Below are 23537 nucleotides of genomic sequence, written 5' to 3' on the forward strand. Positions count from 1 at the left end.
CTTTCTTCTACTTTTCTAGTTACGAAGCGGTTTTCCTTTAGTCAACATGTATTGAATTCTTTCCAGAGTTTTTCTTTCTGTACATAAGCTCAAGAAAGCTTCACGTTCGATATCTAATAAGTATTGTTCAGATACTAAAGTTGCTTCAGATAAATCACCACCAGCCATTACATAAGCCAGTTTGTTAGCGATTTTTTTATCGTGCTCAGAAATGTATTTTCCTGCTTCCATCTGATCTGTTCCAACTAAGAACATACCCAAAGCTTGTTTCCCTAATACTTTAACATCAGTTCTTCTGATTGGTTGTGTATAACCAGCTTCTGCCATTAACAAAGCGTGTTTTTTAGCTTCTGCAATCTGACGATCTTTGTTAACTACGATAACGTCTTTTCCATGTTGTAAAAGTCCGGTATCAAAAGCTTCATAACCAGAAGTCGAAACTTTAGCCATTGCGATGGTTAAGAAATATTCTTGAAGAACGTTTAATTCTACGTCGTTTTTGCGGAATAAGTCTGAAGCTCTCAAAGCCATTTCTTTAGATCCACCACCACCAGGAAGTACACCTACACCAAATTCAACTAATCCCATGTACGTTTCAGCAGCAGCAACTACTTTATCAGCATGTAAGCTCATTTCGCATCCACCACCAAAAGTCATTCCGTGAGGCGCTACTATAACTGGAATTGAAGAGTAACGAACGCGCATCATAGTGTCCTGGAATAATTTGATCGCCATGTTTAATTCGTCATATTCCTGCTCAACCGCCATCATGAAGATCATTCCGATATTAGCTCCAACAGAGAAATTCGCTGCTTGATTACCAATAACTAAACCTTGGTATTCTTTTTCAGATAAGTCGATTGCTTTATTGATGGCCTGAAGTACGTCTCCACCAATTGTATTCATTTTAGATTGGAATTCTAAGTTCAAAATTCCATCTCCTAAATCTTCAATGATTGCACCACTATTGCTCCAAACTTTTTTGCTTTCGCGAATGTTGTTTAGGATAATGAATGAATCTTGTCCAGGAACTTTAGCTTGTGATTTTGTTGGAATGTTATAGAAATAAGTGGCTCCTTCTTTTACAGAGTAGAAACTTTCGCTTCCTGAAGCTAACATTTCAGTAACCCACGCAGCTGGAGCTAAACCTTCAGCTTTCATGATTTCAATTCCATTAGCAACACCAATAGCATCCCAAATTTCGAATGGACCATTTTCCCATCCAAAACCAGCTTTCATGGCATCATCAATTTTGTATAATTCGTCTGATATTTCAGGAATTCTGTTTGAAACGTAAGCAAACATTCCGGCGAAACTCTTACGGTAGAATTCTCCTGCTTTGTCTTTTCCTTTTACTAAAACTTTAAAACGGTTGATTGGTTTATCGATTGTTTTTGTAAGTTCAAGTGTAGCGAAGTTTGCTTTTTTAGCAGCACGGTATTCTAATGTATCTAAGTCTAAAGAAAGAATATCTTTATCTACTTTTTTGTAAAAACCTTGTCCTGTTTTACTTCCCAACCAATTGTTCTCCATCATTTTGTTGATGAAATCAGGAAGTTTGAACAATTCGTGTTGTTCGTCTGTTGGGCAGTTCTCATAAATACCGTTGGCAACGTGTACCAAAGTATCTAAACCAACAACGTCAACCGTACGGAAAGTAGCCGATTTTGGACGACCAATTACAGGACCAGTCAATTTATCAACTTCTTCAATTGTTAATCCCATTTCTTTTACCAAGTGGAATAAACTCTGGATTCCGTAAATACCAATTCTGTTTCCAATAAACGCTGGAGTATCTTTAGCAACAACAGATGTTTTTCCTAAAAATTTAGATCCGTATTCGTTTAAGAAATCCAATACTTCAGTTGAAGTTTTTGGACCAGGAATAATTTCAAATAATTTTAAGTAACGCGCAGGGTTAAAAAAGTGTGTTCCGCAGAAGTGTTGTTGGAAATCTTCGCTTCTTCCTTCACTCATAAAATGAATTGGAATACCAGATGTATTTGATGTAACCAAAGTTCCCGGTTTACGGAATTTTTCGATTTGTTCGAATACTAGTTTTTTAATATCCAAACGCTCCACAACAACTTCAATAATCCAATCAACATTGGCAATTTTTGCCATATCATCGGTCGTATTTCCAGTCGTAATTCTGTTTGCGAATTTCTGACTGTAAATCGGAGATGGTTTTGATTTTAATGAATTCGCCAAGTGCTCGTTTACTACTCGGTTGCGAACAGCTTTACTTTCAAGCGTTAATCCTTTTTTGGCTTCAGCTTCTGTCAACTCGCGTGGTACGATGTCAAGTAGTAAAACTTCAACACCAATATTGGCAAAATGGCAAGCTATTCCTGAACCCATAATTCCGGATCCAATTACAGCAACTTTTTTAATTGTGCGTTTCATAAGTCGTTAATATTTGTTTTTGTTTTTTGAATTTGAAATTTCCCTATTGACTAAGGTTATTCATTTCCTATTTTGTCTGTTTGATTAAATATGTTTTTATCCTGAATTAATTCGTTTATGATTTCAGAAACTTCGATAAAATGTTTTAGTTTCTCGTCAGAAACATGTTTTCTTACCGTTTCATTAAATTTCAAAACTGTATTCTTAGATAAATCTCTTTTTTCTTTTCCAAATTCGGTCAGGTAGATCAAAACACCACGACCGTCTGTTGGGTTTTTTTTGCGAACAATCAAACCTTTGTCTTCCATTGATTTTAATGTTCGGGTTAGGCTTGTGGCTTCCATGCCCATTCTTGGTCCCAAAGCTGTCGATGGGGTTCCTTCTTCTTTATCTATACTCAAAAGGGCAAACCCGGTGGCCATTGTGGCATCGTATTTAGCAGCCTCTTCGTTGTACATTCTTGATACAGCTTGCCATGTAGCACGCAAAATATAATCTATTGTTTTCTCTTTCATATGTAACTATATCGATTTCAAATATAATCAAAAAATACTATGCATGCATATAATTTTTTCATATTTTTTTGGTTAGTTAAAAAAATCCCTTGATTTATAGGGGTTTATGGTTTAATTTTAATTGAAATATACTATTCTTTTTTGATGTTTTAACAAAATTTATGCTGTAAAAATTGTTTTATGGTTTTAAATTGGGATAAAATTCTACATTTTGTAAAAAATTATGGCTTTAATTCAATAGAATTTGCTTGTTCATATCGTGAAATTGCCTTTCCGAGTATTGTTTTCATCCTGTTTCGAAGGTTTTCGGGTTTGAGGACTTCAATGCCGTTACCAAAGCCCAGCAGTATACGCTCCATTTCGTAATTTGGGGTGATGAACAAATGAACGATAATGCTTTTGTCTTCATTTTCTTTAATCAGCCGCTGTGTTTGATGCAGGGGTTTGGTTAAAACATAAGGCGCGTTGATTTCATCAATCCAGAGTTCAATCTTTCGGGGATGAGATCCGGTGTTTACTGTAACACCAATTACGTTTTTGTAAAAAAGTTCCGCATCAAAGTCTTCGTCTAAATAAGGCAGATTAAAATCATAATCAATAGCAATAATTCTGTCCAGCGCCAAATTGGTAATTGGTTGTGAACCTTTTTTCTTTCCTACCAAAAACCATCGGTTGTTGAACTCTTTTAAAATAAAGGGATGAAAATGAAATTTGTTTTCCTCCCGGGATTTAAACGATTTATAGGTAATGACCAGAGCTACTTTTTTGATAATGGCCTGATAAATCTCATCCAGATAATGAAGTCCTTTTAGTTTTTCATTTTTGTCGAGATAGATAACAGGCTTGGTATGTGATTTTTCGGCGTAGATTTTATCCTCCAAACGCTGTAGAATATCCGACACATCATTAAAGAGTGAGAAATCTTTAAACTGCTTTAACATCGAGACGGTCTCGGTGAGGACGTTCATATCTGTTTCTGTTAACGGAATGTCGGTTATGGTGAATTCGTCGTCTTCATATTTATAGTATTTTTTATCATATACTACAATTGGGGCATTGTACCCCAGTTTCTCACTTCGCATGAGCTGAATATCCATTTGTATGGTTCGCTTGCTGATGGGGTTTGCACGGCCTTCGTATTCAAACAAAGCATCGGAGCAGCATTCGATTAGATCGTCTAAAGTCCATTGCCGGTATCTGTTCTGGAAGCATTTGTCAATGGTTTTGTACCGAATTAAGGCGTTTTTGTTTTGTGACATAGTTTGTTTTTTTGCTCGCAAAGTCGCGAAGGCGCAAAGTTTTTTGTTTTTTTAAGCCAGAGATTAAAGGATTAAAATGACAAACTGTGCGTTTAATTAATTACTTTAAATAAAACTTTGCGACTTCGAGTCTTTGCGAGATTCAATTTTTAGCTTAATAACTTTATCTCTTTTTCAATATTAAATCTGGCTTTTTCCTCATACAAATCTCTGAACTCATCCGTTTGAAAAATAAACTCGTTTTCCAGAAAATGTTTCAATGCTTTGGCACGTCCGGGATTGTAGAGGAAGTCAGGATAAATACGGTATTCTTTTCTAATTTGTTCAAAATAGATTTTATAATCTTCCCAATCTTTAGTCAGAATCTTCAAATCAAAATCGATTAACCAGTTAATGTCTTCAATTGTATTATGCGCATGGAGCTGTGTGGCACAGATTGCATCAAAAATGAATTGTTTATTAAGGTTGATATTTTCGGGAAGAATTGACAAAGCGAACTCGGCACTTTTCAGTTCATTGTCTTTTCTGGAAGAAGAGTAAACAATATCATGATAAAAAATTGAAAACAATACTTCATTGGGATTTTCAAGTTTATTCCGATAGACCTCAAAGCTCTCAATCATTTCTTTTAAATGCATGAGATTATGATAATGCCTTGATTTTTTAGAATATGCCTTTTCTAAATCCATCCAGTTTTGCTGAATTTCATTTAATGGAAAGCCAATGTTCAAAAGTAATTCAGAATAGATTTTCTCTAAATTCATATGGTATTTTTTATTTAAATCTAATGAGAAGCTCTGTAAGAGCTGAATATTTACAGCTAGTTTATAGACGATGATTAAAAAGCTCCAGCGGAGCGATACCTTTATTTTCCTTTCATTGATAGAATATGTCACCCCGCTGGGGTTCTTCAAATGCATCTGAAAAAATCTACAAATATGTCGTCCCTCTGGGACTTATACTTTTGTAATCTGAAAAATCTATAGTTATAACGTCCCTCTGGGACTTACACACTTTTTTAAAATTAATATTTACTCAAATATAAAATTCTTTTTTCTACTGCGCAAAATAATTGCGTAGTGGTTTTGAAATCTTTGCTCAGGAAATAAGAACAGACGTTCATTGAAATAAAAATTGAGTTAATACGGTCAAGTTTAAGTTACTTCGAAAAACTTTCCACGTACACACTTACATCATTACCGGTTAACACAATTTATTATGAGGCAGTAGCTCAGCGGTTAGAGCAGGTAGTTTTGAAATTATCACCAAAAGGTCAATCAAAACTTACTTCGTACACTTTTAATGTCCGGGTCGTGGGTTCGAATCCCATCTGCTTCACTATTCAGGGTCAATTCAAACTTACTTCAGAACATTGGTATTTCCGGTTCGAGTCCGGCAAGTTTCAAAATTATCAGGAATAATAAAGAGGGTCAAGATTAACTTACTTCCTGGCGGAAACGCCTCCATTTAGAAAGATTAGTTAGTCCATTACACTCCAATTTCAGGTCAAGCGTTTCTTACTTCAAATCTTTTAGGTAGAATCAGAAACGCAATTATCTAAATTTTAAAATTAAAAAAAAATGAAAACAACAACATTATTAAAAATCAGTCTGCGTCAAAATGCAATTTTCATTCCATCAGAAATGATAACGAATGATGTCAAAAAATTATCAGCAACAACATCGGTTTTGACGGCCAATGTTTCAAAACTTGGTTTTACATTTTCAGAGTCTTTATTACACGCTTTAAATAATGTAAGCCCAAACTATAAAGTTGATTTTTTAGAGGTTTTGAGAGAAGTTTTAGGAACTGATAAAAACTGGACTCCATTGGTAAAAGAATGGAATATTCCAACAGGAGAATCTGTTTTGGATCATGTGGCTACTTTTTTTGCAAATGTTTTCAAGACAAAAAACGGAACAACTTTGCAATGCGGACATATTATTCCCGATCATACTTTTCCGTTAGAAAGATACAACGGTTGTCCATTCTGTGGAACTCCGTTTGAATTTGGTAAAATTGAGAAATACGGACAAGGAAGCAAATTGAAAGTTCTTGAATTGTGGACAGAAAAAGACTTAAATGATTTCTATTTATCATTATTGCAATCGAAAACGGCTTTAGATGCTACGCAGGTAGATAGTTTAAAAGCAGCGATGAAATATTTGCCTTTGCCAAAAACCGATGTCGCCATGAAGGAAACTTTAATGCTTGTTATTGATCTTTTGATCGAAAATGACAAAGAAGAGGAAGCGTCACAATTTTTAAAAACACCAACGGATGTCTTAAGATATTTATGGTTTAAGAATACAGGATTACTACAAATTATCGAACCAAAAACGATTATTAAAAGAACGGCTAAAAACGCACAACATCTACATATCGGTTTAGACGCAAGTGCGCAGGCCAGAATTGCTTCTCAGAAAGATCTGAAGCTTAAATATTCCCGAAAAGAATGTTTAATGGTGGCAAATTGGCTAAATACTATGGATATGGAAGTAGAAGCAATGTGCGAAATCATGCATCCAAAAAGAGGAATGTGGGTTCGTGTGATCAGAGCGTTGCGTTTGGCTGAATACAGTAAAAGAGAAGGCTTCGAAAAATTAGCTTTTTTGATGGATGTGTTTTACAACCAGATGTATGACGTTTGGCAAAGCAAGGTAAACACGTCAAGATTGAAAATGGATGCAGATAAAACATTCGCATTACTGAAACAACGTCCGGGATTGTTTGCTCGTTCTTTATTTTCGAACATGCTTTGGTTTGGTGCTGATGAAACTGTGGCGCATTTTACGGAGATTATTGATAAAGTTCCGGCTCGTTTGGTGTTTACCTTAAATATGTATGCTCAGAATTATTTTGATAAAAACATGCAAAGAAGTGTGAAACCTTTGGGAGGAACTAACAAACGAATTGCACCAAATGCGTTGTTGAATTTGTATGATGAAGAGCAATTAGAGGCGATGAAAAATCAAATCGAAGAATTGTGCTTTTTAGCAATGAAGAAACGATTTGCTGCAATCGTAAATCCAAACAAGACTATTTATATAGATCCACAATTGTTTAATATGCCAGTTTCGATTGGAGATCGTAGCGATACTGTTCAGGATTTACCGGTGGCTTTAATGGGAACGCGTTTCCCGGTTGAAGGTAATGAAGTACGATTGTTTATGCAGTGGGGTGCAGGTTTACCAGCGCAGCATTTAGATATGGATTTGAGTTGTCATATTGCATACGAGGAGAAATCGGATATTTGTTCGTTCAGCCGATTGACGACTACGGGTTGTCAGCATAGTGGTGATATCAGAAGTATTCCGAATAAAATTGGAACTGCGGAGTACATCAACATTAATATAGACGAATTGGCAAAAGCCAAAGCCAAATTTGTAACTTTTACTTGCAATGCGTACTGTAACGGAAGTATTACGCCAAATTTAGTTGTAGGTTGGATGAACAGCAAACACCCGATGAAAATTTCGGAGAAAACCGGTGTAGCATACGATCCGTCGTGTGTAGATCATCAGGTTCGTGTGACGCAGAATATTGCCAAAGGTTTGGTTTTTGGAGTTCTTGATGTAGTCAAAAGAGAGATTGTTTGGTTAGAGATGACTTTTGGAGGCCAGGTCGTACAAGGTTTGGATTTTAAAGGAGTTCAGGCATTGTTGGCAAAATTGAGCAGTAAATTGAATATTGGTAGTTTGTTAAAGCTTAAAGCGGAAGCGCAGGGATTGACAATTACTGAAGATAAATTTGCCGATGAGGTTTATGATGCACAATGGGCGATAAATCCGGCTGCTGTGACACAATTATTAATTGACTAAATTTAAGCCACGGATTCATAAATGGGTTCGTGGCTTTTATTTAAAAAATAGAAAGATGATGACAATCAAAGACCTTAAATATAAAATAGAAAAGAGGCTTCAAAAAATACAACTTTACAATGACATCTATGGATTTCAAATTCAACCTGATAGTAAACTTGTAAACGGTATCAGCAGAAAAGAAATTGATCAATTGCAAATATTATTTGGATTTGATTTTCCCTGGGAATATAGAGAAATGCTTTTGCTTTTTTCTAATTTAGATAGACCAACCATTTCAATTAATCCGGAGGATGAATCAGATATAGAATATTCTGAGGATAATTTCTTTTATCAATATCCTGAAGATTACGAAAAATCGAGATGGATTATTGAGGAGCTTAATGATAATAAAATTGAAGCAGAAACTGTTTTAACCGAGGCTGGTTTTGATGTTTCAAAAATAGTAGGATACATACCAATGTATTATCATCGTGTTCTCGTGGTCTTTGAAGATAAATATCTATCGCCGGTTATTTCTGTCTGGGGTGCCGATATTATTATGTTTGGAAACAATTTGAAAGAATACTTGCGATATGAATTTTTAAATGATTAAAATCTAAGTAAGACTGTCAAAAATCTTTGTCAAAGTTTCAAACTTTGACAAAGATGCTGGCAAAGATTTAAATAATATATTGAATTGCCTCCTACTTTAGCTGGAGGTATTTATAATGGAATTAAAAAAGGCTTTAGCCAAAAAAATGAGCTTTGGCTAAAGCCTAACTAAATAAACTTTATTTTTCCTCCAGCTAAAGTAGGAGGCAATTCAAAAGAAACCTTTGCCTCTATGAACCTTTGCAACTTTGTCCCTTAAAAATAAAACTACGCAAAATGACCGCGCACTAGTTTCTGAATCTTTGTTGAAAGATAAGAACTAATGAATACAACGCTTTTAAAAGAGATGCTTTCTAAAAATTATGTAAAGGTAAACAAACACCCTAAACATGATTTATATATTTACAATTACACTCAAAATGCGCAATTCGAGAAAGTTTGGAATGAGGTGACATTAGCCTGCAGAGGTTTGATCTTAGATGAAAACGATAATGTGGTAGCAAGGCCTTTTCCTAAATTTTTCAATTTGGGCGAAATGGAAAATCAGGTACTTCCGGATTGTACTTTTGAAGTTTACGATAAAATGGATGGTTCATTAGGAATTTTATATTGGATAGATGAGGTTCCTTTTATGGCGAGCAGAGGTTCTTTTTCGAGCGACCAGTCGGATAAGGCAAATGAAATGTTGCATGGAAAATACAGAAACTCCTGGTCACTTTTGGATAAAGCGAAAACCTATTTGTTTGAAATTATTTATCCCGAAAACCGAATCGTTTTAGATTATGGTGTGGCAGAAGAATTGGTTTTGCTGGCGGTTATTGATACACAGTCCGGTGAAGAATTTCCGTTGGAAGATCTGGGTTTTCCTATGGTTGAAAAATTCGACGGAATCAAAGACATTCTGATTTTAAAAGAAATGGAAGTTGATAACAAAGAAGGTTTCATCATTAAATATGCAAATGATTTTAGGGTGAAAATAAAATTTGAAGAATACCTTCGTTTGCACAGAATCATCACTCAGGTTTCTAATCTGAATATTTGGGAATATCTGAAAACAAATCAGTCTATGGAAGAAATTTTGGAGCGTGTTCCCGATGAATTTTTTGATTGGGTAAAACAAACCAAAAGCGATTTAGAGAACCAATATCAGATCATCGAAAACCAATGCAAAGCCGATTTTAAAGTATTGGAATCCCGAAAAGAAACGGCTTTGTATTTTCAGACTTGTCAGTACCAGGGTGTGTTATTTGCAATGCTAAACAACAAAGACTATTCGGTGATTATCTGGAAAATGATCCGCCCAATATTTGAAAAACCGTTTAATAGAGAAGAGAAATAAAAAAATAATTTAACTACGCAAAATAATTGCGTAGTGACAAAGATATATTTGTCAAACAAAAAATAAGCGCAATGATTATAAAACTTAAATCAGAGAATAAACACTTTTTAGATGTTCTTTATAAAAATCCAAATACAGATCAAGGTTTATACTTGAAGGAATTAAAGGACGGAATCGTAATTGGAAATGTGGTTTCTAACAACGAATACCACTGTGTTTTTTTAGATGGCAAGAACAGTTATTTACCTGAAGAAGGAAATCAAATCGATTTTCAAAGTTATTGCAGTCCGTTATTGGCTTTAAATATAGCAACTGAATTATTTAATCATTTGTATAAAGAAAATTTAGGTTTGAGTGAAACTGTAATTTCTTGGTTAGGGAAGAATTACAATGAAGTTGATACGGAGAAATGTACCATTGATGTTGCCACTTTTTTCATCGATTCGGGATGGTATAAAAATGAAAATTACCTTTTATCAAAATACATTGGCGGAATTTTACTGAATCATAAAATTGGTAATAATTACGAATTAAAGATTGAAGGGAAAACGGTTAGAGAGGCATTACAAAAATTTTCGCTCGTAGCTTTGTTTTCGCATTTTACCAATAAATATGCGGTTTATACTTATATAGACGATTACTTTATTCAAAAGCATATTACGATGTTAACTAATATTTCCGGAATTCCATATTTCGTATTTTATCTTTTTATCAAGAGAATCATGCGTTCTCCGGTACAATTCGAAAAATTTAAACCTCAGTTAGAAGCTTATTTTGATAACGAAGTACAATTTGTATTTACAGATACACATCAATCGAGAAAAGAATTTATTTGCAGTAAAATCAATTTTGATGAACCGGTTTTAGATTTTGGCTGTGGTGAATTGCAATATTATAAGATGTTACTCAAAAAGGGATTTTCGCAGGAATATTACGCTTATGATGAGGTTGATTTTAAGCATGTCGCAGATAAAATTACTGGAATAGAAAAGAGTGATAATTTACGATGGATTGAAAACCTTGAGGAAATTAGAGGTTTTGAAGGGCAGGTTATTTTAAGCGAAGTTATTGAGCATAATTCACTAAAAGAAGCAAAAGAAATACTCGTCTGGATTCGCGATAATACCCAATTTACTCAATTATTTGTGACAACGCCGGACAAAGATTTTAATGTAAATTATGAAATGACAGAAGAATTCAGACACGACGATCATGATTTTGAACTTTCGAATACAGAATTTATAGAATTGATCAACGAAATTTTTCCAAACCCTAAGTCATTTTATGGAGTAGGAGATTGTGTAAAAGGAATTTATCCAACAAGTGCCGTAATCATTCAAAAAAAGTAAAAAATGTTAGACTATAAAGTAAGAAATAGAATAGAGTGGTTTTGTAAAAATAAGATAAATGATTTTTCGCCAACCATTTCGCCAGCGCCAAAAAGTAAGACAAGAAACGAAATAGAAAGCATTGAAGAAGCTGTAAATTATTATGTAGAAAAAGGGGTAACTGAATTTGTGGTTCAGAAAAAATATATGGGTTCTTACTGTACCATTTATCTAAGAAGAAATCTTGAAGAAACTTATTTTGTTTCCCGAAATGGATTTAAAATAGATCATATTGATATAGAAAAAGCGATAAGTAGTTTAAAAGATTTACACGCCAAAATGGTTATCGCTTTTCCTGATTTTGAAACGCTTTTAATTGCCTCAGAATTATTGCCATGGAAAGTTTTGGGAGCGGGATTAATCGAGAAAGAATTTATAGGATACTATGATGCTTTAAAAACACATAATGAGTATTTCAAATCTTCGGGATTAATAAAGAAAATAGAAAGTGTAAAAGAATCAGAGTTCTTTACAACCTATATTTCTGATAAAAAACAGCTTAGCAGAAAAGAATTTGGAGGTAAATACAAAACGCACATTATACGTCAATACGAAGCGTTGGCAAGTGTAAAAATTCCAGATGCAGTAAAGCAGGAAGAATCGTTACAGGTTTTTAAAGATCAGATTGATACTTTTGGTGATGAAGCCGAATTGCATTTTAAACCTTTCACGATTTTAAAAGTAGTAAATAAGTCAGGTGAAGAAATGATACCAAATAGCAATTTGACCTATAAATTGATCAATGATGATGCTTTTCTACATTTGGAAATTACGACTTCTAACAAAGAAGAACAGTTAAAAGAGATGTATTCATTTTTCGAAAAACTGACCAATGATAACGAAGAAGGCATCATGATTAAACCGGTTAAGAATTATATTAAAAATTTACCACCGTGTTTTAAAGTCAGAAACAATAATTATCTGACAATGATTTACGGAGTGAATTTTCATCAGGATTTTGATCATTATTTAGGCAAAAGAAGCATAAGACAAAAGTTGGAGCAGTCTGTAAATGGATGGGAAATCAATCAAAAAATGCTTCAGATTCCGTATAAAGATTTAGAAGAAGAAAATTACCTCATGCGTTTGTTGCTTTTGAAACGAATCAATAACGAAGAAATAGAAAAAACATTAGATCCACGATTATAACAAGAGTAACAAAATGAAAAAAACACCAACACTAACAATCCTTATAGGTTGTCCGGCATCGGGAAAAAGCACTTTTGCAGAGTGGAAAGTGAGAACTGAACCAAAAACGATGAGAATAAGTCGTGATGAAATCAGGTTTTCGCAATTTCAGGAAGTGATGGATCCGGCAGTTGAAAGTATGATTTCGAAAATTGTTAACGGACAAATTAAAACGTTGCTTTCAAATGGATGGAATGTTATTCTGGATACCTGCAACGTAAAATCAGAGTACATTAAACAGCCAATAGACGATTTTGCTGAAATGGCTAATATTGAGTTTAAAATGTTCGATTTACCTCTGCAGGAACTTTTTGTGAGAAACGAAAAAAGAGATCGAAAAGTACCGAAAAAAGTAATTGAAAACATGTACCATCAATTGCAAAAAACAAAAGAGAAGTTTGATTTTAGACCGATAAAGAAAATGAATAAAAATCTCGAATACCGCGTTCAAAACCCTGCTTTGCCTAAAGCCATAATTTGCGATCTTGACGGAACGCTGGCCCTAATGAACGGGCGAAATCCGTTTGATGCGAGTAAATGCGATGAGGACGAAATTAATACTCCGGTGGCGAACGTTTTGAGAAATTATAAAAAGTTGGGGTTTCAGATCTTGTTGGTTTCAGGAAGAGAAGATCGATACGAAGCGCCGACCTTGCGTTTTCTTGAAAAACACGAAATCGAATATGATGCCCTGATCATGCGTAAAACAAAAGACAGCCGAAAAGATTCGATCATAAAAACCGAAATCTACAATGAGTCTATTAAAGACAACTATTTTGTAGAATTTGTTTTAGACGATAGAAATCAGGTTGTGGATACCTGGAGAAATGAGTTGAAATTACCTTGTTTTCAAGTGTATTATGGGGATTTTTAATTAAGGTACTGAGGTTCTGAGTGGCTAAGATCCTAAGGCTTTTTAATTAAAAAGTAGTTAAGGTTATTCTCATTTTGTGTCATTTCGACGTAAGGAGAAATCTTCGCAAGTAGCTCCGCAGCGATAGTTCAATCTTTGTCGATCTTGCAACGAAGATTTCTCCCTTCGCTCGAAATGACAAACTTTGTGTAAAAAACTTTGCGCCTCTGCGTCTTTGCGAGATTAACTCTAAGCAGGTTAGCAGTAGCATGAAATTACCTTGCTTTCAAGTGTATTATGGGGATTTTTAATTAAGGTACTGAGGTTCTGAGTGGCTTAGATCCTAAGGCTTTTTAATTAAAAAGTAGTTAAGGTTATTCTCATTTTGTGTCATTTCGACGTAAGGAGAAATCTTCGCAAGTAGCTCCGCAGCGAAAATTCAATCTTTGTCGATCTTGCAACGAAGATTTCTCCCTTCGTTCGAAATGACAAACTTTGTGTGAAAATCTTTGCGCCTTCGCGTCTTTGCGAGATTAACTTTAAGCAGTTTAATAGTAGCACGAAATTTTCGCGCCAAGTCGCCAGGGCGCTAAGTCTAAAACTTATAATTAAACTTTACGCCTCCGCGTCTTTGCGAGATTAACTCTAAGCAGTTTAATAGTAGCATGAAATTTTCACGCCAAGTCGCTAAGTCTAAAACTTATAATTAAACTTTGCGTCTCCGCGTCTTTGCGGGATTAAAAACAGACAATAGACTAAAAGATGTACCACCTTAGTGGCAAAAAAACAAAACAAAAAGACTCAAAGAGAAAAACCTCTGAAGCTTTGCCCCTTTGAGCCTTTGCAATTTAAAAAAAAATGACATCAATAGACGATAAAAGAATTATAGCATTAATTGACGCACTAGGAAAAAATGGATGGAAAAAAGTTGGTTTTAGTGATCAGGTTATAGAATGGTATTTTGCTGAAATTATAGAATTCGTTTCCATTTGGCGTCCTCAAGGCAAAAAACTTTTTATGGTTTTATTGATAGATAAGTTTGACTATCCAATAAAAAATATAATAGAGATTGGATTTTCGTTATTGCCAAATAATCTAAGTGAAACTATTTTTGAAACTATTTTCCTGAAGGATATTTTAAAAGCGGACTTGAAAAAATTTTGTGAGCAATTAAATAATAAAGTTTTACACAATTAAAAAATTACAAAAAAATAAAAAATAATTTAAGGCAATAGAGAGGAAAAAACCTTAGCACCTTAGCCTCTCAGAACCTTAGCACCTTAAAAAAAAATGAATTACATAGATATCGGAATTAACTTAACGAATAAACAATTCCAAAACGACACAGACGATGTCGTACAAAACGCTTTAGACGCCGATGTGTCGCAAATGATACTCACGGGTACAAGCTTACGAAACAGCGAAGCTTCATTAGAAATGGCAAAACAATACCGGGGAGTATTATATTCCACTGCGGGAATTCATCCGCATGATGCGAAGAGTTTTGATGCGCAGAGCATTTCACAACTGCGGAATTTATTAAAGCAGAAACAAGTCGTTTCGGTTGGCGAGTGCGGACTCGATTTTGATCGTGACTTTTCGCCTAGAAATGTACAGGAAACCTGTTATAAAGCCCAACTAGAATTGGCGATCGAAGTTCAGAAACCTTTGTTTTTGCACGAAAGAGCTGCTTTTACAAAGTTTATGGACATTACAAAAAACTATTTACCACAATTGCCCAAAGCAGTCGTGCATTGTTTTACAGGAAGTTTGCAAGAAGCCAAAGTCTATCTCGATAACGGATTTTACTTAGGTTTTACCGGAGCGATTTCCGACAGTAAACGTTTTGAACATTTAAAAGAAGTGATTCAATACGTACCTCTGGATAGAATAATGATTGAAACCGATGCGCCGTTTATGCTTCCTAAAAATGTGCCGAACAGTCTTTTGAAGAAATACCACGAACGCCGTTGCGAACCTGCTTTTTTGCCTTTCGTTGCCGGTACCATTGCACAGTTTAAAGGAATTACTTTAGCTAAAGTGGCGGAAGAAACGACTCGAAATTCTAAAAGCTTTTTTGGGATTTAGTTGTAAAGAGACAAAGAACTGTTTTTGTCATTTCGAGCGAAGGGAGAAATCACACGCGGGATTCGACAAAGATTGGAAATATTCTGTGCGGAATTTCTAATATGATTTCTCCCTTCGCTCGAAATGACAAACATTACGCAGAAAAAAAAATCAGGTATTTGTAAGTGTTTTATTTAATTATATTTGAAAAAATCATGAAAGAAAAAATACTAGAAAAATTAAAAGAAATAGAAAAGCAGAAAGATGTAGAGATACTTTTTGCAGTAGAATCTGGAAGTCGTGCTTGGGGATTTGCTTCTCCGGATAGCGATTATGATATTCGTTTTATATACAAACACAAACCCGAGTATTATTTGTCGCTTTGGGAAAAATCCGATGTCATCGAGTTCATGACCGGAGATGACCTTGATGGTTCTGGCTGGGATTTAGGTAAATCCGTAAAGTTATTAGCAAAATCTAATACAGCTTTGATTGAGTGGTTGTTTTCGCCAGTTGTGTATTTTCAGGAGGATGATTTTGTAAAACAAATGCAAGATTTAGCCGTCGAATGTTTTTCACCAATAGCGGTTTTACACCATTATCTAGGAACAACGAAAAACTTTATGGAAGTTTGCGAAATGGAAGAAGTAAAACTAAAGAGTTATTTCTACGCTTTAAGAACAGCTTTAGCAGGAAAATGGATTATAGAAAAGGATACTTTTCCACCCGTTGCTTTTGCCGATTTATTACCAATTGCACCACAAAATATACAAGAGAAAATAATAGAGTTGCAAAGTATAAAAGCCCATCAGGACGAAAAATATTTGCACCCTAAAGAAACTTTAATAACCGATTTTTTATTGGAAACAATACAATTTAATCAAGAGAATGCAAGTAAGTTAGGAAGTGGGAATAAGATAAATGAGGAGTTGGATTTGTTTTTTAGAAGAGAAATATTTAAGAATAGTTTAGTTTAAAATTTAAGTAAAATGACCATCCAAACTTTAAAATCCCAAAACCTAATCTTATTCGAAGTTATTTCGGGTAGTAGATCTTTTGGATTAAATACACCAACATCAGATACCGATATTAAAGGTGTCTATTATCTGCCAAAAGAAAAATTCTTTGGGTTAGATTATATTCCGCAGGTTAGTAATGAGACGAATGATGAGGTTTATTACGAAATAGGGCGTTTTGTAGAATTATTGCTTAAAAACAATCCTAATATTTTGGAAATTTTAGCTTCACCGGAAGATTGTATTTTGTACAAACATCCGCTGATGGAACGTTTACAATTAGGAGATTTTTTGTCTAAACTCTGCAAAGATTCTTTTGCAGGTTATGCCGTAACTCAGATCAAAAAGGCGAGAGGTTTAAACAAGAAAATTGTAAATCCAATGCCAAAGGAAAAGAAAAACCTTTTGGACTTTTGTTATGTTTTAAATGGATATGAAACAGTTTCTTTATTGGCATTTTTAAAAGAGAATAACTGGAATCAGGAACAAATTGGTTTGGTAAATCTTCCAAATTCAAAAGGAATGTTTGCTATGTTTTATGACGAAAATAGAACTTTAGGCTATAAAGGAATTATTCAGAAAGAAACCTCCAATGAAGTTTCGCTTTCATCAATTCCAAAAGATGAAAAGCTAATGGGTTACTTCTCTTGTAATCAGGATGGCTATTCAAAGTATTGCAAAGAATATACTGAATACTGGAACTGGATTGAGAAGCGTAACGAAGATCGTTACAATACGAACCAACAACACGGAAAGAATTACGACAGTAAAAACATGATGCATACCATCAGGCTTTTACAAACCGCGGAACAGATTTTGTCCACTGGAAAATTAAATATCAGAGTTTCCAATCGTGACGAATTATTAGATATAAAAGCAGGAAATAAAGAATACGATGATTTACTGGAAATGGCTGATAATTTAATTGCGTCAATAGAAAGTCATTATGTAACTTCAAATCTTCAGGAAAAACCTGATGAAGAAAAGGCCGTTCAAACTCTAATCAAAATCAGAGAAGAATTGTATAAATAAGGAAAAGCCTGCTTTTGATGTATTAAAAAGATTCTTTACTGTACTGTTCTAAAATTTGATCTTCTAAGGGGCACACAAACAATAAATGTGTCCCTTTTTGAGCAAGAACAATTTTAAAAGTTCCATTTATGGCTTCCATTCGCAGTGACATATTGTTGATACCATTTCCTTTTTGAATCGTATCAGAAAATCCAATTCCGTTATCATTCACCGTAATTTTAAGATCATTCTCAGTCTGTTCAAATTGAATTTGCAGAGTACTTGCCTCACTGTGTTTGTAGACATTGTGAACGGCTTCTTTTACTACCAAAAAGAGATTTCTTCTGGCTTTTACAGATAAATTGGTTTCTTTTTCAATGATATTCGAATCTAGCTGAAATGTTATAGTCGTTTTATCTAAAAAACGTTTAGCATAGAGACTTACATATTCTATAAAATTACCAATAGTATCATTTTGAGAATTCAGACTCCAGAGAATTTCTCTCATGGCTAAATTCATATCTTCTGAAGTAGCTATAATGACTTCCAGATCTTCCGAAAAACTTTCTTCAGGCATTTTATATTTTAAAAATTCTGCCTGAAGTTTTATGGCCGAAATTCCGGCACCTAAATCATCATGCATATCTTGGGAAATTCGTTCTCTTTCCAGTTGAATTGCTTTTTGACGCTCTAATTCTTTTTGGAGTAATTGGTTTTGAAACTCGCTTTCTTTGATTTGGTTTTCCTGTTGCTGAATCAATTGTTTTTTGTTGTAAACAAATACAACCATAATTATAAAGCAAACAAAAAGCAACATCACTATGATGGCAATGATGTAAGTAAGTTTTATTTCGTGAGGCAGCTCGCTCATTTAGTTGAGGTTTTTGTGATTTGCTCATATTTTACAAGGGAATAATAAAATAGAGCATACATGACGCTGTTTACTATATATGCCAATTCTCTGAGTAGAATTAGAAAATCTTTATCAACAGTATCGAAAAGATATCTTGGAATTACTCTAAAAATAAAGAAACAACTCCAAAAGAGCAAGGCAGTAGAAATCCAAAAAACGGGATCATCTGTAATTTTTGCTTCTGATGGCAAATTTATTTTTTGGTAAAACCAAACCAACGCATATAAAATATAAAACAAAGGTAAAGAGATAACTAATATTGAATCTAAAGTTTCTGCAAAAGTATTTTTAAAAATAAGAATACTTATTACAAGGACAGTAGCTAGGATCTTAATTTTCTTTTTTAAATTTTTATCGAGTTGACGGGAATAGTAAATCCCAAAAAAGAATATGCAGAAGATACAATAGAGATTGTACTGAAAATTCCAATTAGAATCTTTGTCAAGTAAAAGAACTATCCGAGAAAATATTTCTGTAAAAAAAGTAATAAGAAGGTATATCAACAAAAAGTTTTGGTTAGAAAGTCCGAATTTTCTAACCAAAACTATTGATTTTAATAGTGTTATAAGTAATGTTATTTCATAAATAATATGCATTAAGGCATTAAGTTTCCTAAGTCATAACCATCACTCTCACCTTGAGGATTCTTATTTTCGGGATTATTAATTAGCGCATGCACACAGAAGGCAACCTTATTATTTTTACTTGCAAAATAGGGTAGAGGAAGATCATTTAAGTCTGTAGAGCGATATTGAAACATATTAAATTTTAATTGATTGACGGAAATGTGCAACTCTAAAGTAGTTATATATGATTCAACAGTTTCAAAATCATAATGGACTATCTTAGTTGAGGTGTTTGTTTGCTTTACTAATTTATTACCGATGCCTGTATCAAAAGCATTTACTAAATCTTTAAAAATTTTAAAATCGGTTTCAATAAAAAGCTCATTATTTAAGACATACAAGATATCTTCGTTCTCCAGAATTGTACAATCATTGTTGTCTGAAAAAGACAAACCTATATTCAAAGAATTATTTTCTTCCAAATAATAAAACTTACAATGAGTTTTTCCTTTATTTATTAAAAGTAATTCCTTTAACCTTTTTAAATCTACTAGAAAATTTTCAGTTAATCCTTTAATGCTTCTGGTTAGAACTTTATATCTCATAATAAAAAGTTCTTCGTCCTTTTTTTCAATCTTTTTGCTAAAGAAAAAATCCTTTTCTGGTAATTTTTTTAATTCCATGATTTCTAATTCCATGATTACTAAATTTTAGTGTTAAACTTGTTAATTGCTTCAATTTTGTTACTTACCTGTAGTTTTCGGTAGATATTGCCAATGTGTTTTTTAATAGTGTCGATGGTGACATTTTTTTTATCGGCAATTTCTTTGTAGAGAAGTCCCTGCGCCAGCAAGTCAAGAACTTCTTTTTCGGTTACAGTCAGTAACGATAAGGTTTGTACTTGTACTTTTGTTTCCTGAAAATGTTGTAAAACGCGTTTCGCAATCGCAAAACTCATAGGGGCACCGCCTTTGTGAGCTTCCTGAATCGCCTGAATGATCTTGTCCAGCGGATCTCCTTTTACCAGATAACCGCTTGCACCTGCACGTAATGCCGAAAATATTTTTTCGTCATTTTCAAAACTGGTGCACATAACAAAGGTTGTGCCCGGCATTACGTCTGTTAATTTAAAAACAAGATCAATACCTGATAAATCCTGCAGCTGAATATCCATTAAAACCACGTCTGGTTCCAGGGCTTCCAGTTTTTGCAAAGCATTTTTACCGTTAAAAAACTGAGCCACACATTCCATATCCTGCTGGAAATCGATGATATTTTTTAAGGCCTGATTGTAATTCTTATCATCCTCTACTATGGCTACTTGTATCTTCATGGCGTTACATTTTCTTTTACAAAGTTGTACAATAAGTTCATTGACCGCAATTACCCTTTTGGGTGATATTAGAAATTAACTCAAAAAAGACAAATGGTATTTATAGAATAAACTTACAAAAAATAAAATAAGAATTATAAAAAATAAAATATCACCCAAAAGGGTAATTGATTGATATACTGTTGTCAGGATACTTTTGAAAGGTTAACTAAAAACATAGAAATCATGAAAACAAACCTACTTATTTATTTATTACTTTTTGGGTTTATTAGTTATGGCCAAGTAACTACCAAAAATATAATTGTCGATTTGAATAAACCGCATGTAGATATTCAAGTTTGCAAAGATTCATCATGTAAAAGTTTTACAAATTGTAAGTGCAAATGGAAAATTATAAAGAAAGCCCAAAATACTGCTGAAACGGATCGAAGCGAATCTGGAAACGATAATAATGAAAATAAAAAACCAGAGAATGTAATAAGTACAGATACAATAAAACGCAAATGCAAGATAAAAAGCAGATGGCTTTCTATAGAATCCAGAGATTTGGTTACTATTAAACTAGCTAACGGTAATCCTTTGAAATATAGTTATAAAATAGATACCAAAACTCTCTCTTTTTTTAATGACAAAAATATAACTGCTGAGGACGTAAAAAAAGATGCGAAAACTGAGAGTAATGAAACTCATGAATTGATTAATGTTAGAGATACAATATCTCTGAAAGATATTGTTAACCAAAATGAAGAATTGATTAAAGGTATTGATAGTTTAAATATCGAAGTAGAAAGTTTATATAAAATTTTAACTCAAAAAAACACTATTATTGAAGATGATTATGCTCAAAGAATAGATTTTCTTGACAAGGCAAAAGGACAGTTGAAAAAAAGTTATGAATTATTAACTAGTTTAGGAGAACTTAAAGTTAATTCAAAATCTAAACAGACTAAGGAGGAATTGCTTACAACAAAAGAAAAAGCAGAAAAAAGTGTAGATGAAATTATAAAAAAATTCTACACCATAGATTTAAATTTTCATACTTTACCAATTGATGTTCAAGGTAAAAATATTGACGTTGTAGAGTTTAAGTTACGCCGTTTTGATAAAATAACCAAAGATGAAGATCTTGATTTTGCGCCAACTCCTTATAATATTTGGATAAAAGGCGGTTTTAAAATTGATGTAAGCGCCGGATTGTTTTTTACTTCGCTATACGATTCAGAATTTAGTACAAAAGACGATCCAGCCATTTCAGGCAATAAAATCATTACTTTGAAAAACGGTGGAGATTACGACTTAGCATTTGGTTCTACCATAAATACCTATGTTCGTATGAATTCCTGGATTGTACCTACACTTAATTTTGGTGCCGTAATAACACAAAATCAAAAACTGCAGATACTTTTAGGAGTAGGAGCCATATTAGGGAAACAAGAGCGTATTATTTTTTCTACAGGGTTTTCTATGGGAAAAGTTAGTAGAATTGCAGATTCGTATTCTGTTGATGGATCATATAATTTGGGCAATTCCGGAGATGTTCCTACGCAGAACCAGTTTAAATTTGGTCACTTTTTTGGAATAACCTACAATTTAACAAAAGTCAAAAAAATAAGTCTCGACAAAGGAATCGAACAAAACTAAACAAAAAAGACATTTTTTCTATAAAAAACACTGCTATGCAATATAATTGCGCAGCAGTGTTTTTATTTTGGAACTTGAGAAAAAGCTCTTGTTTAAATCAGGTATTTTTACTTGGTTTGAAGGCTTTTTGTTTATATATATTTGAGAACTATTCAGTTTGTACGTATACGGAAAACCGTAAAATAGTTTTTAAAATCATACTCATCTTTGATTATTTTTTTGCGAACTTAAATTACTTATTATATAATTTAATCAGAAAAAAATAAGAGTATATTAGAGGGTAGGAAAAATTGCATCGAGATTTGTTTAAAGTAGTAGATAAACAAATAAATAAAAATTAAATATTTATGGAACCAATTACAATGGCAGTTATTACACCTTTTTTAATTGAATTAGGAAAAAAGGGAATCGAAAAATTTAGTGAAAAAGGGTTTGAAAGTGTTTCAGAAGGAGCAATTAATTGGTTTAAATCATTATTTTTTAAAAATGATAAACCTAAAAAGGCTTTGCTTGAACTTCAAGAAAATCCTGAAAATATGGAAAAGCAAAATATTGCAAGAGCAATTATTGAAAACTCTCTTGAAGACCATCCTGAATTTGAAATTCATTTAAAAGAAATTTTGGATAAACTTCCAAAAGTTGAAAATACGATTTCAAATAGTAAAAATGTAAATACTGGTAATGTAAACACAGGAGGAGGTGATTTTAGATTAGGAGATAATTATGGAGCTTAATAATGTAAATTTAGGAAATATTAATAGTGATGGAGGGGGAGTTCATCTTGGGAATAATATTACGAATATTTTTGAAGGATTATCTTTTTTACTTATTGAGTATAAACAGCAATTAGAAGAGATTAATAATCTTATCTTATCTTTTAAGCCTAAAACAGCACTTGATTTACTTAATGCGTTAGAAGATAGAATTAAAAATGGACAAGCTGAAATAGATAATAAAATAAAAAGTAAACTACTTTATTTAAAAGCTTTATGTAAAAGTGATCTAATTGAATACACTAAAGAAGATTCTGGGAAAGATTTTGTTCAAGCATATTTATTGAATGATAAAGATGAAATTCTAAAAGAAAGAGCTTGTGTTGAATATCTGAATTTAAAAGATAGTGCAAAAGCAATAAAACTAGCGGATGAGATAATTCAAACTGATGAATATAATATAAGTGCTTGGTTTGTAAAAGTTTTATCTTCTAATGATATTAAGAATTATCTTAAGTCCGTACCTGAAATTGTATTTGATAACTATGGCTTTCAACAGAGTGTTATTTATCAAATTGTTCGAATAGAAAATTTAAATTTTATTGAAAACTTAGAAGAATATGGCTTTGAGCTAAATATTGAATTTGAAAAATATAAAGAAGTTAGATTTGATAATAAAATATCATGGTTAATAGCAATTGATTTAGCACTTACTGAAATATTCAATAAATACCCAACAAAATACATTGCAGGAGAAAGATTTCTCTTAGAAGAAATTCCTGAAATTGCGTCTACTATTCGTATAGCTGAAATCTTTGTTAATACATTAGATAAAACTGAGATTTCTAATACTATTTGTCATCAAAAGTTTTATTATTACTATTTGAGTTATATACAAACGTATAGCGATAATG

At 33.1% G+C, this 23537-nt stretch carries 21 protein-coding genes and 1 tRNA gene; 14 read left to right on the forward strand and 8 right to left on the reverse strand.

Annotated features, from left to right (window positions below):
- Nucleotides 1-15: 15 nt before the first annotated feature.
- The 4 genes from FLA105534_RS19815 to FLA105534_RS19830 all read right to left on the reverse strand — a co-directional run bounded on the left by FLA105534_RS19815 (nt 16) and on the right by FLA105534_RS19830 (nt 4944).
- Nucleotides 16-2406: a 3-hydroxyacyl-CoA dehydrogenase/enoyl-CoA hydratase family protein gene (locus tag FLA105534_RS19815; protein ID WP_173967817.1), complete on the reverse strand. Its 2391-nt coding sequence runs from the start codon at nt 2404-2406 to the stop codon at nt 16-18.
- Nucleotides 2407-2462: 56 nt separating this feature from the next.
- Nucleotides 2463-2921, reverse strand: a complete 459-nt coding sequence (locus FLA105534_RS19820; RefSeq protein WP_173967818.1) for a MarR family winged helix-turn-helix transcriptional regulator — start codon at nt 2919-2921, stop codon at nt 2463-2465.
- A gap of 221 nt (nt 2922-3142) precedes the next feature.
- On the reverse strand, nt 3143-4180 hold the full coding sequence (locus tag FLA105534_RS19825) for a helix-turn-helix transcriptional regulator (RefSeq protein WP_173967819.1): 1038 nt from the start codon (nt 4178-4180) through the stop codon (nt 3143-3145).
- A gap of 149 nt (nt 4181-4329) precedes the next feature.
- Complete coding sequence (locus FLA105534_RS19830) at nt 4330-4944, reverse strand: HD domain-containing protein (protein WP_173967820.1); 615 nt, start codon at nt 4942-4944, stop codon at nt 4330-4332.
- Between the two features lie 456 nt (nt 4945-5400).
- Between FLA105534_RS19830 and FLA105534_RS19835 the strand changes: the two genes are divergently transcribed.
- The 11 genes from FLA105534_RS19835 to FLA105534_RS19885 all read left to right on the forward strand — a co-directional run bounded on the left by FLA105534_RS19835 (nt 5401) and on the right by FLA105534_RS19885 (nt 17478).
- A tRNA-OTHER gene (locus FLA105534_RS19835) sits at nt 5401-5518 on the forward strand.
- A gap of 242 nt (nt 5519-5760) precedes the next feature.
- The gene (locus tag FLA105534_RS19840) at nt 5761-8001 is read left to right on the forward strand and encodes a hypothetical protein (protein WP_173967821.1); all 2241 of its coding nucleotides are present in this window, start codon (nt 5761-5763) and stop codon (nt 7999-8001) included.
- Nucleotides 8002-8056: 55 nt separating this feature from the next.
- Nucleotides 8057-8596 carry a hypothetical protein gene (locus tag FLA105534_RS19845; protein WP_173967822.1) on the forward strand — a complete coding sequence of 180 codons (540 nt, stop codon included), beginning with the start codon at nt 8057-8059 and terminating at the stop codon, nt 8594-8596.
- Between the two features lie 321 nt (nt 8597-8917).
- Nucleotides 8918-9934 carry an RNA ligase gene (locus FLA105534_RS19850; protein ID WP_173967823.1) on the forward strand — a complete coding sequence of 339 codons (1017 nt, stop codon included), beginning with the start codon at nt 8918-8920 and terminating at the stop codon, nt 9932-9934.
- Between the two features lie 71 nt (nt 9935-10005).
- A complete protein-coding gene (locus FLA105534_RS19855) occupies nt 10006-11283 on the forward strand; it encodes a hypothetical protein (RefSeq protein ID WP_173967824.1) in 1278 nt (425 codons plus the stop codon).
- 3 nt (nt 11284-11286) lie between these two features.
- Nucleotides 11287-12471 (forward strand): hypothetical protein, encoded by a 1185-nt coding sequence (locus FLA105534_RS19860; protein WP_173967825.1) that lies wholly within the window; start codon nt 11287-11289, stop codon nt 12469-12471.
- A gap of 13 nt (nt 12472-12484) precedes the next feature.
- The gene (locus FLA105534_RS19865; RefSeq protein ID WP_173967826.1) at nt 12485-13384 is read left to right on the forward strand and encodes a phosphatase domain-containing protein; all 900 of its coding nucleotides are present in this window, start codon (nt 12485-12487) and stop codon (nt 13382-13384) included.
- A gap of 837 nt (nt 13385-14221) precedes the next feature.
- Complete coding sequence (locus FLA105534_RS19870) at nt 14222-14560, forward strand: hypothetical protein (protein ID WP_173967827.1); 339 nt, start codon at nt 14222-14224, stop codon at nt 14558-14560.
- 93 nt (nt 14561-14653) lie between these two features.
- Nucleotides 14654-15451, forward strand: a complete 798-nt coding sequence (locus FLA105534_RS19875; RefSeq protein WP_173967828.1) for a TatD family hydrolase — start codon at nt 14654-14656, stop codon at nt 15449-15451.
- Between the two features lie 194 nt (nt 15452-15645).
- Nucleotides 15646-16407, forward strand: coding sequence for a nucleotidyltransferase domain-containing protein (locus FLA105534_RS19880; protein ID WP_173967829.1), 762 nt, complete (start codon nt 15646-15648; stop codon nt 16405-16407).
- A 12-nt stretch (nt 16408-16419) separates the two neighbouring features.
- Nucleotides 16420-17478: a nucleotidyltransferase domain-containing protein gene (locus FLA105534_RS19885; RefSeq protein WP_173967830.1), complete on the forward strand. Its 1059-nt coding sequence runs from the start codon at nt 16420-16422 to the stop codon at nt 17476-17478.
- 22 nt (nt 17479-17500) lie between these two features.
- On the opposite strand, the gene FLA105534_RS19890 is transcribed toward FLA105534_RS19885, so the two are convergent.
- The 4 genes from FLA105534_RS19890 to FLA105534_RS19905 are packed head-to-tail and all read right to left on the reverse strand — an operon-like array spanning nt 17501 to nt 20269.
- Complete coding sequence (locus FLA105534_RS19890) at nt 17501-18328, reverse strand: sensor histidine kinase (protein ID WP_173967831.1); 828 nt, start codon at nt 18326-18328, stop codon at nt 17501-17503.
- The gene (locus tag FLA105534_RS19895; RefSeq protein ID WP_217427716.1) at nt 18325-18912 is read right to left on the reverse strand and encodes a hypothetical protein; all 588 of its coding nucleotides are present in this window, start codon (nt 18910-18912) and stop codon (nt 18325-18327) included. Before FLA105534_RS19895 ends, FLA105534_RS19890 begins: the two co-directional genes overlap by 4 nt.
- Nucleotides 18913-18965: 53 nt before the next feature.
- The gene (locus tag FLA105534_RS19900) at nt 18966-19634 is read right to left on the reverse strand and encodes a hypothetical protein (RefSeq protein ID WP_173967832.1); all 669 of its coding nucleotides are present in this window, start codon (nt 19632-19634) and stop codon (nt 18966-18968) included.
- Nucleotides 19635-19639: 5 nt separating this feature from the next.
- Nucleotides 19640-20269 carry a response regulator transcription factor gene (locus FLA105534_RS19905; protein WP_173967833.1) on the reverse strand — a complete coding sequence of 210 codons (630 nt, stop codon included), beginning with the start codon at nt 20267-20269 and terminating at the stop codon, nt 19640-19642.
- 225 nt (nt 20270-20494) lie between these two features.
- On the opposite strand from FLA105534_RS19905, the gene FLA105534_RS19910 reads away from it, so the two are divergent.
- From FLA105534_RS19910 to FLA105534_RS19920, 3 genes are all read left to right on the forward strand, one after another.
- Nucleotides 20495-21910: a hypothetical protein gene (locus tag FLA105534_RS19910; RefSeq protein WP_173967834.1), complete on the forward strand. Its 1416-nt coding sequence runs from the start codon at nt 20495-20497 to the stop codon at nt 21908-21910.
- Between the two features lie 347 nt (nt 21911-22257).
- A complete protein-coding gene (locus tag FLA105534_RS19915; protein ID WP_173967835.1) occupies nt 22258-22644 on the forward strand; it encodes a hypothetical protein in 387 nt (128 codons plus the stop codon).
- A partial coding sequence (locus FLA105534_RS19920) for a hypothetical protein (protein WP_173967836.1) occupies nt 22634-23537 on the forward strand: 904 nt, incomplete at its 3' end. The genes FLA105534_RS19915 and FLA105534_RS19920, both read left to right, overlap by 11 nt.

It is taken from the genome of Flavobacterium collinsii (assembly GCF_902804485.1).
Lineage (GTDB): Bacteria > Bacteroidota > Bacteroidia > Flavobacteriales > Flavobacteriaceae > Flavobacterium > Flavobacterium collinsii.

What these genes read in the sequence shown, in the direction of transcription:
- FLA105534_RS19845 (WP_173967822.1), top strand. Translation starts at nt 8,057, where the DNA reads ATGATGACAATCAAAGACCTTAAATATAAAATAGAAAAGAGGCTTCAA.
- FLA105534_RS19820 (WP_173967818.1), bottom strand. Translation starts at nt 2,921, where the DNA reads ATGAAAGAGAAAACAATAGATTATATTTTGCGTGCTACATGGCAAGCT.
- FLA105534_RS19850 (WP_173967823.1), top strand. Translation starts at nt 8,918, where the DNA reads ATGAATACAACGCTTTTAAAAGAGATGCTTTCTAAAAATTATGTAAAG.
- FLA105534_RS19880 (WP_173967829.1), top strand. Translation starts at nt 15,646, where the DNA reads ATGAAAGAAAAAATACTAGAAAAATTAAAAGAAATAGAAAAGCAGAAA.
- FLA105534_RS19875 (WP_173967828.1), top strand. Translation starts at nt 14,654, where the DNA reads ATGAATTACATAGATATCGGAATTAACTTAACGAATAAACAATTCCAA.
- FLA105534_RS19830 (WP_173967820.1), bottom strand. Translation starts at nt 4,944, where the DNA reads ATGAATTTAGAGAAAATCTATTCTGAATTACTTTTGAACATTGGCTTT.
- FLA105534_RS19855 (WP_173967824.1), top strand. Translation starts at nt 10,006, where the DNA reads ATGATTATAAAACTTAAATCAGAGAATAAACACTTTTTAGATGTTCTT.
- FLA105534_RS19840 (WP_173967821.1), top strand. Translation starts at nt 5,761, where the DNA reads ATGAAAACAACAACATTATTAAAAATCAGTCTGCGTCAAAATGCAATT.
- FLA105534_RS19865 (WP_173967826.1), top strand. Translation starts at nt 12,485, where the DNA reads ATGAAAAAAACACCAACACTAACAATCCTTATAGGTTGTCCGGCATCG.
- FLA105534_RS19890 (WP_173967831.1), bottom strand. Translation starts at nt 18,328, where the DNA reads ATGAGCGAGCTGCCTCACGAAATAAAACTTACTTACATCATTGCCATC.
- FLA105534_RS19870 (WP_173967827.1), top strand. Translation starts at nt 14,222, where the DNA reads ATGACATCAATAGACGATAAAAGAATTATAGCATTAATTGACGCACTA.
- FLA105534_RS19815 (WP_173967817.1), bottom strand. Translation starts at nt 2,406, where the DNA reads ATGAAACGCACAATTAAAAAAGTTGCTGTAATTGGATCCGGAATTATG.
- FLA105534_RS19905 (WP_173967833.1), bottom strand. Translation starts at nt 20,269, where the DNA reads ATGAAGATACAAGTAGCCATAGTAGAGGATGATAAGAATTACAATCAG.
- FLA105534_RS19885 (WP_173967830.1), top strand. Translation starts at nt 16,420, where the DNA reads ATGACCATCCAAACTTTAAAATCCCAAAACCTAATCTTATTCGAAGTT.
- FLA105534_RS19910 (WP_173967834.1), top strand. Translation starts at nt 20,495, where the DNA reads ATGAAAACAAACCTACTTATTTATTTATTACTTTTTGGGTTTATTAGT.
- FLA105534_RS19915 (WP_173967835.1), top strand. Translation starts at nt 22,258, where the DNA reads ATGGAACCAATTACAATGGCAGTTATTACACCTTTTTTAATTGAATTA.
- FLA105534_RS19825 (WP_173967819.1), bottom strand. Translation starts at nt 4,180, where the DNA reads ATGTCACAAAACAAAAACGCCTTAATTCGGTACAAAACCATTGACAAA.
- FLA105534_RS19860 (WP_173967825.1), top strand. Translation starts at nt 11,287, where the DNA reads ATGTTAGACTATAAAGTAAGAAATAGAATAGAGTGGTTTTGTAAAAAT.
- FLA105534_RS19900 (WP_173967832.1), bottom strand. Translation starts at nt 19,634, where the DNA reads ATGGAATTAGAAATCATGGAATTAAAAAAATTACCAGAAAAGGATTTT.